The sequence below is a fragment of the Streptomyces sp. AC550_RSS872 genome (assembly GCF_019049285.1).
Lineage (GTDB): Bacteria > Actinomycetota > Actinomycetes > Streptomycetales > Streptomycetaceae > Streptomyces.
In genome coordinates, this window is record NZ_JAGMUL010000058.1 from 70,504 (window position 1) to 82,840 (window position 12,337).

A 12,337-nucleotide genomic window follows, 5' to 3' on the forward strand; every position below is an offset into this window, starting at 1 on the left:
GTTCAAAGGGCGCCCGGCCTCGGACGCGGTGCGGTGGATGACCAGCCGTCCAGGGGAGCTCCACAAGCGAACGCCCCGGGTGAACGTGAACCGGCAGTCGGGACACCCGCCGACTCCCGTCCGTGCGCGGCCGGGGGCTGCCCTGTGGGTGTCAGGCCGCGGCCTCTGAGGGCGTCGGTTCCTGACGGAGGATCTCCAGTGCTCGGTGGAGGGTGCTCTTCGCGGCGCCCTGAGCGATGCCGAGGGCCCGAGCGGCCTCCCTGGTGCTGAAGCCCTCCCAGCCTCCGCTTTGCGTGCGCGCCACAACTCGGTCCTCAGGTCGATGCCCGGCCAGGTCGCCTGGATGCGCAGCAGGGCGTCGCGGCGCAGGCGTGCGTACTCCCCGAACTCCTCGTGTGCTGCGAACCGTTGGCCGGTGGGCCGGGTGCCGGCGGCGCCGAGTGGTGCGGGGATCGTGTGCGCGTGCTCAGCCATGGCGCTCGATGGCCTGGAGGAGGTCGGCGAAGTGGTGCACGTCGCCGGTTCGCCGATGATTGTCATGATCCACGCGTCGCCCGCGCGGTCACCGTCGCCATGATCAGCGCCGTGGGAACCCGCGGCGGAAAGACGTACCGGGGCGTGGAGTGGGCGGCCGGCCCGATGCCCGTGCGCATCAGGTCGAGCGGGCGGCCGTCCGGCCTGCTCAGCGGGCCTGCTCGCCCTTGGCCATGAGCACGGGCATGGGGGCTCCCGGTTGAGGGACGGACTGGGCGGGCAGCGAACCGCAGCAGCCGACTGCCCCCGCCGCACGGCGGGGGCAGCCGAACGGCGGGGGCAGCCGGTGGACGAGGGCCGACGGCCGACGGCACCGGCGGGCCCACGGGTCAGGCCCGTCTCACCCGCGAGTGCGTCCCGCCGTGGTCAGGAGCTGCGTCGCCGCGAGCTGCGCGTACAGCTCGTCCTTGGCCACCAGCTCCTCATGGGTGCCGACCGCGCGGACCCTGCCCGCGTCCATGACGACTATGCGGTCGGCGTCCGTGACCGTCGACAGGCGGTGGGCCACCACCAGCACGGTCGTCTCGCGTGCCGTCTCGGCGATGACGTCCCGCAGTGCCAGCTCGTTGACGGCGTCGAGCTGCGAGGTGGCCTCGTCCAGGAGCAGCAGCCGGGGCCTGCGCAGCAGCGCGCGGGCGATCGCGACGCGCTGACGCTCGCCGCCGGACAGTTTCGTGCCGCGGTGCCCGACCGGGGTGTCCAGGCCGTGCGGGAGACGCTCGACGAGGGCGTCGAGCCTGGTCCGGGCGAGGACCTCGCGAATATCGTCGTCGGTCGCGCCGGGCGCGGCGAAGACCAGGTTCTCCCGCAGCGTGCCGGCCAGCACCGGCGCGTCCTGCTCGACGTACCCGATGACGGACCGCAGCTCGGACAGCGGCCACTCCGTTATGTCCTTGCCGTCGACCAGGACACGGCCGCCGGTCGCCTCGTAGAACCGCTCGACGAGCGCGAAGACCGTCGACTTGCCCGCGCCCGAGGGGCCGACGAACGCCGTCATCCCGCCGGCCGGCACCTCGAAGTCCACCCGACGGTGGATGTCCGGCAGCCCGGGCCCGTACCGGAAGGACACCTCCTCGAAGCGAACCGCCGCCGGACGCGGCCGCACCGCCTCCGTCGCCGTGGGCCGCACCGGCCGGTGCCCGTCCTGAGGCTCCGTCGCCAGGCCGTCCACCTGCGCGATCCGGGCGATCGCGGCCGCACCCTCCTGGTAGTGGGACGCCGCCTCGACCAGCTGGTACACCGGCTCCATCAGGAAGAAGAGGTACAGCAGGAACGCGATCAGGGTGGACACGGGCATGTCCCCGGACGCCACCCGCGCCCCGCCGACGGCGAGCACCGCGAGGAACGCGAGCTCGACGGCGAGGTTGTCCGCCGTACCCAGCACGGCCTCCCACTTCGCGCTGCGCACGCCGTGGCGCCACGCCCTGCGCGCCGCCGCCTCGACGCGAGCGGTCTCCCGCTGCTCGGCGCCGGACGCCTTCACCGTACGGAACGCACCGAAGACCCGCTCCAGGCCCGTGGACATCTCCCCGACAGCCGCCTGCGAACGCTCGGCGGCCTGCCCGATCTTCGGCATCACCAGCACGGCACCCACACCGACGACCGCGACCACGCCGAGCGTGACGCCCAGCAGGACGGCATCGAGGAACGCCATCACCACGACCGCCGCGACCAGTGTCACCGCCCCCGTCGCCGCGGAGACCACCGCCTGGGTGCTGACCGCCCGCAACAGCGTGGTGTCGGAGGTCACCCGGGACATCAGGTCGCCCGGCTGCATCCGGTCCACCTCCGCAAGGCGCAGCCGCAGCAACCGTCCGATGAGGCTGCGGCGGGCGGCGAGCACCACCGACTCCGCCGTCCGTTCCAGCACATAGGCACCGAACGCCTCGGCCACCATGCTCAGCAGGACCAGAACGGTCATGGCCAGCAGGATGGTGCCGATCGTGCCACCGGACGAGAGCCGGTCTACCAGCGCCTTCGTGGCCAGGGGCTGGAGCAGCCCGCCGGCGGCCCCTGCCAGCGCCAACAGCAGACCGAGCGCGACGGCCCACCGGTGCGGACGGACGTACCCGTACAGCGCCTTGAGCGTCTCGCGGGCACGCAAGGACTCGGCACCCGTCGCCTCTGGGGCGGATGCGGTGTTCACAGGATTCCTTTCCCATGTGGTCGGCCGCGCACCGCGTCGGCGGTTGCCACAGCCCTCGTAGCGAGCGTGTGCACAACGGCATCACGGAGATCAGGGCGTACGACGGCCAGGCGCCTGCCCCGAGGGATCTGCGATCGCCGGCTCAGTGGACCAGTGAGGCCGCCCGGGAGGCGAAGAGGTGCACCCCTGCCTCGTAGAACTCAGGGCGGACGACGAACAGGACACCGGCGCCCGCCATCAGCGTCAGGCAGAGAGGTTCCAGCAACCGGCCTCTGCCAGGCTCGACGGCGGTCTCGGGCTCCTTGTCACGAACGTGCTGTGTCATGCCTTCAGCCTGGACGCCCGGCCGCTCGCCCCACATCCGGCGACTGTCGGGTCCTCCCCCGCCGAGTGGCTGGAAAGACCGGCCTGGGGTAGGAGGGGCACATCAACCCTGCATGGCGACGACCCGCGAGTCCGGCCCGTCGGTCCCCGGGGAGCCGGGGCCGCCGGCAGCCGACGGGGGCGGGCCGGTCAAAGACCGGGCGATGACCACCGAGCCGCCGCCGTGGAGCAGAACGCTGCCGAGCACCGTCAGGGTCATGGCGTACAGGGCGGTGTCGGCGTACCGGCCGTCCGGCAGAGCGTTGAACGCGAGCAGGCCGAACACGATGGAGGTGGTGCCGCGTGGTCCGAGCGCGCCGACCATGAGCCGTTCCCGCCAGGTGAACTTCGAGCCGAGGAAGGCGAGCATGATCGGAAGGATGCGCACGACGGTGAGCGCGGCGACGCAGAGCACGATGGCGGGCCAGTCGATGCCCTCGCCCAGGGCGAGCACAACGGCGTTGCCGAAGAAGAACCACATGCACATCGTCATCATCGAGTTGGTGTCCTCGATGAGCTGGAAGTCGGAGGCGTGGGGAGCCGAGGCGCCCCGCCGGCGGACCGGTGCCTGCCTGACGTAGCGGAAGGCGATCCCGCACACGAACGAGGCCACGAAGCCATTGCCGTCCATCGCCGTGGTCACGGTGTAGGCGAGCAGCGGTGTGACCAGCACGACGATCCGCCGGGACTGCTCCGTCATCCACTCCGCGCGGTCGGCCAGATTGATCAGCCACGCCACCAGCGCCCCCAGCACGAAGCCGACCACGAGGGCCTTCAGCGCGAACGGTACGGCCGTGCCGAGGGCCTGCTCGGGCGTCCGGGTGACGGAGTTGGTGCCGACGAGGATCAGCGCGAACAGGAAGAGGGGCGAGACGATGCCGTCGTTGTAGCCGCTCTCCACGTTGAGCACGCTGCGCACCCTCGCCGGGATACGCCGGTCGCGGACCAGCGTCTCGGCCGGAGCGAAGTCGGTCGGGACGACGATGCACGCGATGAGCAGCAGCAGCGCCACCGGCAGTCCGGGCAGCAGCAGCGTTCCCAGCAGCACCATCGTGAGCAGGCTCAGCGGCAGGGCGACCAGCAAAGCCCGCGCGGCGGAGCCGGGATCGTTGCCGAACAGCCGCCCGCCGGGCAGTTCGGTGGCGTCGACGAACAGCAGGACGGCCAGGATGACCTCGGCCACATGCTGGGCGACCTCGGAGTTCAGGGTGACGGCGATCTGGCTGTGGGTGAACACCCCCGTGACCACGCCCGCGAGCACCAGCACCAGAGGAGCCCGCACATGCCGTTGCTCCAGCCGGCCGGCGACCAGCGACCACCCGGCCACCACCGTGGTGATCACAATCAGGACAGAGATCATTTGATTCCGCTTCAGAACTCGGAACAGGCCGACGGCCGCCCCACCGGGACCGCCACAAGGGCGTCGACCGGCGTGAGCACAGGCAGACGGTACATCGGACGAGGGCCGGCAGACAGCACCGGCCCTCGCGCCTGGCTCAGGCATACCGCCGCCGGATCCTCGACCGGGCGGAGCGCGGTCAGAGGCGACGGGCCGCGCGCAGCCCTTGTGCGTAGTAGCCGTCACCGTCGAGCCGTGAGGTGCCGCCCTTGTCGCCCATGGTGGGGCCGCCCGCGTTCTTCCGGCTGGAGATGAAGCGCGGGTGGTCGGCGGTGTCCAGGCCGAGGTAGATACCGATGTGGCCGATCCGTCCGCCGGGCAGTTCCCGTGTCTTGAAGAAGACCAGGTCGCCGGGCTGGAGCTGCTGGATGACGGCGGGGCGGCGGTCGGTGAGGGGGATCACGGGCAGGCCGAGCCGCCCGCGGGCGATAGCGTCGGGGGTCCGATGCAGCCCGTTGCCCGCCGCGCCGTCCCTGCTGTTCAGCGGGAATCCCGAGCGGTATCCGTACACCAGCCGGACATAGCCGGAGCTGTCGACGGAGCGTGCGCGGTCCTTCTCGGGGCGGCGGGTGACCTTGTCGGGGAAGGTCCAGGGGATGCCCAGGTAGTCGTAGAAGTCCGAGCCCGTGCGCGGCTTCGGCTTCCCCTGCACAGCACGCCCGGAGTCGCTGGGGGTGCTGGGCGTGTAGCGGGCGGCCCCGCTGTATTTGACTCCCGCTGCCGTCGTCCGGGCCGGGGCGCCGGCGATGTAGTCGAAGGCCGTGGCGAGGATGTCGGGGTCGCGGCTGCCGAGCCGGGTCCTGAGCCAGTTCTTGAACCAGGCGCTCTGCTCCGCGCCACGGGCCCATGGCTTGGGCAGCAGCCGCACCCAGCTCTTGGTGACGACCTTGGCATCCGTCGTACGCGGCTCCGCGAAGGTCCTGCTGGGTCCTGTCAGTACGGCCGTACGGGCGCCGTCGGTGAACGTGGCGATGACGGTGCCGCGCGGGTCGCGGGCGACCGTGCGGGCGGGGTTGCCGATCCGCTCGAAGCGCAGCAGGCCGCTCCTGGTCCGGATTCCGGCACCCTGTGATCCATGCGATGCATGTGATGCCTTCGATGCCTTTGATCCTTGTGATGTCTGTGCCGCCTGTGATGCCTCCGGAGAGTCGGTGCGGTGCCTGAGCGGCAGGGTCAGCGCGTAGCTCGTCGCGAGCAGGGCGGCTGTCACCAGGAACAGGGCGGCGTTCCTGGTCAGGGAGAACCTACGGCGTTTCACTGGTCAACTCCGTTGAGGGAAAGGGGGCAGCTCATGTCGTGGGCAGGGCGCCCAGCAGAAGCCCGGACACCAAGATCACGTAGGTGGCGAAAGTGACCGCGCCGGTGGAGAGGACCGTCGCCGTCTTGGGCTGCCTCTCCAGCTGGTAGGCGATGAGACCGGGGACGATGAACCCGAGGGCCTGATGGGCGAACAGCGTGGGGAACTGCTGTTGGAGCAACAGGGAGAGCCCGGCCTGGAGCAGGACGCCGATGAGCACGACGGAGGCGAACAGCCGCTTGCCGTAGAGGATGACGAAGCGCTGCACCAGCTTGGTCAGCAGGTAGGTCAGGCCTGCCACGGCCGCGACTATGGCGGCGCGCCGCAGATCCTCGACGAGGGTGAGGGCGAGCCAGCCGGGGGTGATCATTCCGCCCGGTGAGAGGTTCGTGGTCAGGTAGCACAGGAGGGAGAAGACCAGACCGAGTGCGATGCCGATGGCCGCGATCTGGGGTGTGACTACTGCGGGGATCAACGGGATTCTCCATGCGAGGAGTTGTGGTGGGCGACGAGTGAGGTGGGGGCGTCGCTCGGGTTGGCGGGGCCGGCGGGTTCGGCGGCGGCGTCGGGGTGGTCGGGCGTGAGTGCCGCGAGCCGCTCCAGGAAGAGTTCGCCCTGGCCATGGATGTTGCCGATGGCGACGAGCGAGGAGTCCGGGCCCAGGTGAGCCAGCAGTTCCGTGGTGAGCTGGTCGGGGTCGTGGCGGTCGCCGCCGAGATCGACGACGTTCCCGGTCCAGTGGGCGGGTATGGCATCGGCGGCCGACTTGGTGGGGTGGCCGATGAGGAACACCGTCTCCGGGTCGAGCTGGGGGATGAGCGCGCCCATCTGCCCGTTGCGCTCCACGCGGTCGGGACGGCAGTTGATGACGACGTGCAACGGGCGGTGGATCGCGCCCAGTTCGAGCAGCTGATTGATGTTCATCAGCGTCGACTCGGGGTCGTTGGCGGCGAAGACGTTCGCGAAGCGCAGCCTCTTTGCGTCAGGGGTGCGGTACCGCTCGACGGACAGCACACCCGGGTCCGGCGGCGCCTCGTACATGCCCTTCAGCGCGGTCGCACGGTCGACGCCGAGCAGTTCGGCGACCGTGAGTGCGATGGCGACGTTCTCCTTGAAGGTGAACCAGCTGAAGCCGCGCAGTTCCTCGTCGGTGACGGTTTCCGGGTCGGCGTAGACCAGCTCGCAGTTCCGGGCGTCGGCCTCCTCCTTCAGGATGTGGAAGCGCTCCTTCTCCGCGGTGACACAGACGCCGCCCTCCGGCAGGGACCGGCACAGGGAGCGGGCCACGTCGTCCAGCGTCGGGCCCATCTCGGCGAGATGGTCCTCGCGGACGTTGCAGAGCACGCCGATGGTGGAGCGGATCAGCTTGGACTGGTTGATCTCCTGGAGCGCCGGCATGACGGCCATGCACTCCATGACCAGGACATCGGGCCGGTAGGCGGCGGCCCGCCGGACGATGCCGATCTGCTCCACGACGTTGGCGATGCCGAACTTGCGGTAGACGGGCTCCTCGGTGGCGTCGGGGTGGATGAACCGGGCCGCGGTGCCCGTGGTCTTGGCGACGGTCACCAGGCCGCTGCCGCGCAGCGCGCCCGCGCACAGCCGGGTGATGGAGGACTTGCCGCGAATGCCGTTGACCAGCACTCGGGTGGGTATGACGGCCAGATTCGCGTCATGGCGGCGCTGTTCGACGATGCCTGCGACGAGCAGGCCGGCGCAGCACGTCGCAAGGACGCAGTACAGGAAGAGCACGGCGGGTCAGCTCCTGGGACCGGGGTCGGGCAGGGAGGTGGAGGGAGGGGGCGCCCCGTCCGGGGAACCGGGCGCGGGCGGTGCGTCGGTGCGCGGGAGTCGCTGTCGGATCAGTTCGAGGCTGCGGGCGACGGATCCGACCTCGTCGTGGTAGCGCGGGTAGAGCACCGTTCTGCGGTCCCCGGCGGCCAACGCCTCGGCGCCCTGCGCGAGTTCACGCAGCGGACGTACGACGACGAGGTACAGCCAGCCGACGCAGAGGGTGCCCGCCGTCAGCCCCAGCAGACCGACGAGCATGATCCGCCGCTGTGCCTCGTACTCGGGCAGCCCGATCCAGAACACCGGCTTGATGGAGGCGACCTTCCAGCCGAGTGCGCCCGCGACGCCCAGCTTGGCGTTGAACGGTGCCACCGCGGCGACCGCCGGGTTCCGCCGGCCGAGCAGCAGCTCAGCGGAGCCATTGGTCGTGCCGACTGCCTTCATCTGGGCCCGCAGCCGGCTGTCGGAGACCCGCCCGAAGGCCACGAACCCCTTGTTGGACGCGATGACCCGATGCGCGGAGTCCACCAGCCACACCGAGCCGAGACCGGGCCGGTTGAGGATGCCGGTCAGGTACTGGACCTTGAACTCGCCCACGACATAGTGGCGTCCGGCCTTCGCCGGCGCACCCTTGACCGGCTGGGCGGCCACGGCGGCGAGCACCGGTTCCCTGCCGGAGGTGTTCGTCTGCGTGACCCCGGTCCTGACACGGGCCTTGTCCGGCGTGCGGGGTTCACCACCGGCGCGGGCCAGGATCCTGCCGGTGCCGTCGACGACGTACAGGGACCGGTAGCGGCCGTGCTGCTCCAGGGAACGGTCGAGGACCTTGCGCGCCTCCTCCGACCGGGAAGCGTCGATCACGGTGGCGAGACGGGCGAGATCGGCGTATCCGTCGTTGATCCCCCTGCGCATGCGATCCGCCGTCGTCTCGGTGCGTTGCCGCTGGTCGTCGGAGATCACCCGCGGTACGACCGCGGCCGCGCGCGGCAGGGTGCTGCCGAGGGTCAGCAGCATCGACGCGGGCCAGGCCAGCAGAGCGAACGCGCAGACCACGAGGACGGTGCGCAGTCCGAGCCGACGCCGGCCCCTGCCCGTCCCGCGCGGAACACGCCCCTTGGCCGCCGGCTGCGCGACCGTCTCCTGCGACGGCCCGCCCCTGCCACGGAGTTGAAGGCGCAGTGCCTCCAGCGCGGCGCCGACCCGGGCGGGTTCCCCGAAGCGGGGCACGCGGACCGGAGCCGTGAGGTCACCCGAGCCGAGCCTCTTCGCTTCGCGATACAACCGCAGCACAGGCCGCTGCACCAGCAGGTGGAGTGCGGCGGTGACCCCGGCCGCGAGAGCCAGGAGCACGGCCGCGGCGAGGAGGGCGAGACGAAGGTGACCGGTCCCGGCCCCCTGACGCTCGGTCTGCACCGTCGTGACGACCGTCAGTCCGAGTCCGCTGCTCGGACTCTCTTTCGCGGCAGACCCTCGGGTTACGACGGCGTACCCGACGGCGGTACGGGTGTTGCCGTCCGCTGCCCTGACGAGACTGCCGCTCGCACCGTCGAAGCCTCCGGCGGCGGCGGTTTCCGACGGCCCTTTGCTCTGCGCCTCGCGGGCGGCGGTGCCGGCCAGCGCCTTCGCCCCGTCGGTACCGGATCCCGGCCCGGCCGAGGTGAGGGTGGCCCCGTCACGGTCCACGACGGTGAGCGTGTGCTTCTTGCCGACGGAGATGCCCGGCGGCTTCAGGCTCTGGGAGGCGACGAGCAACTCCTGCCTGCCGCCTTGCGACAGCGTCGCGAAGGCCAGCAGCCGGGTGACGCCCGAGTCGTCCCGCACCAGTCTCGGTGGCGGGTTCGCCGGCAGTCCCCGAAGGTTCACCTTCCCGAGCGGTAGGGCCTCGCCCTGCGCGGCGAGCAGCCGACCGGTGGACTGGTCGACGACGGCGGTACCGCGCCACTTGGGGTAGGTCCGGTTGAGGCGGGTCAGCATTCCGTCCGCCGGTACGGACTTGGCGCCCGCGAAGTCCGCGGCCGCTGTCCGCAGATCGGTGACGCTCTGGTCTACGGCGCCCAGCAGCGCGACCGCCCCGTCCTCGGCGATGTGCTGCTGGGAGCTGAGAACGGCCTCGGGGACGCCTCGTTCGGCATCGCTCCCGACCGCGAACACCGTCAGGCCCGCGACGAGCGCCAACAGAACCGGCAGGGCCGCCAGTGGCGGCCGTACACCTCCCAGCACAGCCATGTCCGCCCGACGCCGAGCCGGGCGCTGCGTGGATATCGGAGATCGAGTGGTGGTCAAGAAGAATCCTTTCCAGACTCTGCCGATGTCGCGTGGAACACCGAGCAAAAGTGCTCGACCTGCCTGACGATGGAAATACCTGGCCGGTTTATCGGGGAAGTGTGACGGTGCTCACGGACGGCGATAAAGCGCCGTTTCACGGATCCAGAAAGAGCCACACCACTGCCCTGAACTGCAAGTTCGCGGGATCGCGAAAGTTGACTCAATGACTGAAACACTCAATGAGAAACACCTGCGAGAATGGTGAAGCCAGCTTCACAGGATGCGAACAAATTGCGATGAGCCGCCCGTAATCGAGACGGCAATTGCCCGCGCGGATTATTTTGTATTTCTTCTGCCTTGCCCATCCCGCAGTCGGCTGTTTCACCCCCGCCGATCGGCGGGGGTGCGGCAGTCGTAGAGGCCGAAGTTGCCCCTGGTGCGCCAGCCGTAGGCCCCGGAGCGGACGCGCTCGCAGTGGGACTTCACCCACGTCGTGGCGGGGGTGGTGGGTCGCAGGTGGGTGAGCAGCACGTAGCGGAGTTGGTGAGTGGCGATCAGATCGCCGAGCTGCGGGGCGCTGAGGAAGGGGGCCTTCCCGGTGAATCCCCCCATGACGAGCACGGGCTGGGCCTGAGCGCGCAGCAGACGTTCCGCGGGGTAGGCGGCCTGGGTCGCGAGCAGGTACTTCTCGCCCTTGCGGTGCGCGATGAGGTAGTCCAGCAGGGCGGTGTCGCGGGCGCTGGGCCGGTCGAGCTCGGCCCGGCGGAGAGCGGACGGGTCGTGGAGGGCCCGGTGGTGGAACTCGCCGACCGGACCGGCCGTCGGGGACGTGGAGGCGCCCGCGTAGCGCGGGTCAAGGGAGGAGACGGCCCAGCCGGCGGGTACGAGCAGAGTGGCCGCGATTCCGGCGGCCAGAGAGCCTTGGACCAGGCGCCGGGAGGTGCGTGACGCGCTGGGCCACAGGCCGAACGCCGCGCACACCGCGAAGATCACGGCGAACACCAGCAGCCGGGAGGCGAACCAGGTCGGCCGGTCGAGTACGAGCGCCCAGGCCACGGTCAGCGCGATCACCGACGGCAGCCACAGCCGTCTTCGACCGCCCGCCTCGTACGCGGACCGGAAGAGCGCGAGCCCTCCCCCGCACAGCGCGGCGATCGCCGGTGCGAGCACGGCCGTGTAGTAGACGTGATTGCCGTTGGAGACGCTGAACACCACGGCATGGACGGCGAGCCAACCGCCCCAGAGGAGGAAACCCGCACGCAGCGGGTCGGTCCGCGGCTCGCGGGCGCGCCAGATGAGGGCCATGACGACGGCGAGCACGGCGAGCGGCAGGAACCAGGCGATCTGCGGGCCGACGGTGTGGTTGACGAGCATCCCCCAGCCGGTGTTTCCGGTCATACGGCTGGCTGCGGTGGCCGGGACGGCACCGAGCGCGGTGCCGTCGTCGCTGAAGCGACTCAGGCCGTTGTAACCGAAGACCATGCTGAAGGGGTTGTTGTTCGACGTGGCGTCGACATACGGGCGGTTGTCCGCGGGAGTCACCCACGCGATCAGCGCCCACGAGCAGGAGACGGCCAGCGTGACCGCACCGCTCAGCAGCAGGCGCAGAGCCCTCCGCAACGGCGGGCTCCCCGCCGCCAGTTGATAGACCACGGCGAAGACCGGCAGTACGAGCCAGGCCTGGAGCATCTTCGTCTGGAAGGCGAGCCCGACCCAGACGCCACACGTGATCAGCGGGAGCAGCCGCCCGGTTCGCACCGCCTTCTGTAGGGCTCCGGCGGCCGCCACCAGCAGCAGGGTGAGGGCGGTGTCCGGGATGGTGGCTCTGTTCAGTACCACGGTGACCGGAGTGAAGGTGAGCGTCAGCGCGGCGATCAGTGCGGCGAGCGGCCCGGCCCATGCCCGTACGATCCGGTGCAGCAGCCATACGGTGAGCACGCCCTCGATCACATGGGGCAGCGCGGCCGCCCACGTGTGCGGCCCGAAGATCCATACGGAGAGGGCATCGGGCCAGAAGGCGCCGGGCAACTTGTCGAGGGTGATCGATCCGCTCGGGTCGAGACCGCCGAAGAAGAAGGCCCGCCAACTCGTGGCCATCGACCGTATCGCCGCGCTGTAGTAGGGGTGAATCGCGGCGTGCCCCATGCCCCAGGCGTACAGCAGCGCGGCGACGCCCAGCACCGCAGCCAGCGCCGGGCGTTCCCAGCGCGCCGGAGCGTCCGGCTGGTCGGCGCGGCGGTGCGATTCCCGGCGGAGGCCATGGGAGCCGGTGGTCCAGGCGGTGGAGATGGTGGCCATGGCGAAGGTCCTTGGATCAGTGTGGAGGCGGAACGGCAGGTGAGAGGCGGAAGGCTGCGCGGGAGCCGCGGGCACCGCACGTGCGTGCCGTCCGGCGGTACGCCGCCCGACAGACCGGCGATGCGCGTCGAGAGGGGGTTCCGGCTTCCAGCTCCCGCACGCCGGAGGCCAACTCACGCTGCCGCTCATCCCCGGAGTGCTGAAGCACACCGGGGATTCGAACACTGAGTGAGCCGCTTGCCGC

Annotated in this window: 9 protein-coding genes; all 9 read right to left on the reverse strand. The window is 70.6% G+C overall.

Going from position 1 to position 12,337, the window contains the following annotated elements; all coding sequences use genetic code 11:
* Positions 1-151: 151 nt before the first annotated feature.
* A complete protein-coding gene (locus tag KUM44_RS23465) occupies positions 152-304 on the reverse strand; it encodes a sigma factor-like helix-turn-helix DNA-binding protein (RefSeq protein WP_254389962.1) in 153 nt (50 codons plus the stop codon).
* A gap of 570 nt (positions 305-874) precedes the next feature.
* Positions 875-2,680 carry an ABC transporter ATP-binding protein gene (locus KUM44_RS23470; protein WP_217210676.1) on the reverse strand — a complete coding sequence of 602 codons (1,806 nt, stop codon included), beginning with the start codon at positions 2,678-2,680 and terminating at the stop codon, positions 875-877.
* Positions 2,681-2,822: 142 nt separating this feature from the next.
* The gene (locus tag KUM44_RS23475) at positions 2,823-3,005 is read right to left on the reverse strand and encodes a hypothetical protein (RefSeq protein WP_217210677.1); all 183 of its coding nucleotides are present in this window, start codon (positions 3,003-3,005) and stop codon (positions 2,823-2,825) included.
* 102 nt (positions 3,006-3,107) lie between these two features.
* Positions 3,108-4,403 carry a sodium:proton antiporter gene (locus KUM44_RS23480; protein ID WP_217210681.1) on the reverse strand — a complete coding sequence of 432 codons (1,296 nt, stop codon included), beginning with the start codon at positions 4,401-4,403 and terminating at the stop codon, positions 3,108-3,110.
* 178 nt (positions 4,404-4,581) lie between these two features.
* The gene (locus tag KUM44_RS23485) at positions 4,582-5,700 is read right to left on the reverse strand and encodes an NlpC/P60 family protein (protein WP_308402700.1); all 1,119 of its coding nucleotides are present in this window, start codon (positions 5,698-5,700) and stop codon (positions 4,582-4,584) included.
* A 31-nt stretch (positions 5,701-5,731) separates the two neighbouring features.
* On the reverse strand, positions 5,732-6,214 hold the full coding sequence (locus KUM44_RS23490) for a poly-gamma-glutamate biosynthesis protein PgsC/CapC (RefSeq protein WP_217210683.1): 483 nt from the start codon (positions 6,212-6,214) through the stop codon (positions 5,732-5,734).
* Positions 6,211-7,491 (reverse strand): poly-gamma-glutamate synthase PgsB, encoded by a 1,281-nt coding sequence (gene pgsB, locus KUM44_RS23495; protein ID WP_217210685.1) that lies wholly within the window; start codon positions 7,489-7,491, stop codon positions 6,211-6,213. The genes KUM44_RS23490 and pgsB overlap by 4 nt, the downstream gene beginning before the upstream one ends.
* A gap of 6 nt (positions 7,492-7,497) precedes the next feature.
* Positions 7,498-9,756, reverse strand: a complete 2,259-nt coding sequence (locus tag KUM44_RS23500; protein WP_217210687.1) for a HAMP domain-containing protein — start codon at positions 9,754-9,756, stop codon at positions 7,498-7,500.
* A 420-nt stretch (positions 9,757-10,176) separates the two neighbouring features.
* Positions 10,177-12,093 (reverse strand): glycosyltransferase family 39 protein, encoded by a 1,917-nt coding sequence (locus tag KUM44_RS23505; RefSeq protein WP_217210688.1) that lies wholly within the window; start codon positions 12,091-12,093, stop codon positions 10,177-10,179.
* Between the last annotated feature and the right edge of the window lie 244 nt (positions 12,094-12,337).

What these genes read in the sequence shown, in the direction of transcription:
- KUM44_RS23475 (WP_217210677.1), bottom strand. Translation starts at nt 3,005, where the DNA reads ATGACACAGCACGTTCGTGACAAGGAGCCCGAGACCGCCGTCGAGCCT.
- KUM44_RS23480 (WP_217210681.1), bottom strand. Translation starts at nt 4,403, where the DNA reads ATGATCTCTGTCCTGATTGTGATCACCACGGTGGTGGCCGGGTGGTCG.
- KUM44_RS23500 (WP_217210687.1), bottom strand. Translation starts at nt 9,756, where the DNA reads ATGGCTGTGCTGGGAGGTGTACGGCCGCCACTGGCGGCCCTGCCGGTT.
- KUM44_RS23505 (WP_217210688.1), bottom strand. Translation starts at nt 12,093, where the DNA reads ATGGCCACCATCTCCACCGCCTGGACCACCGGCTCCCATGGCCTCCGC.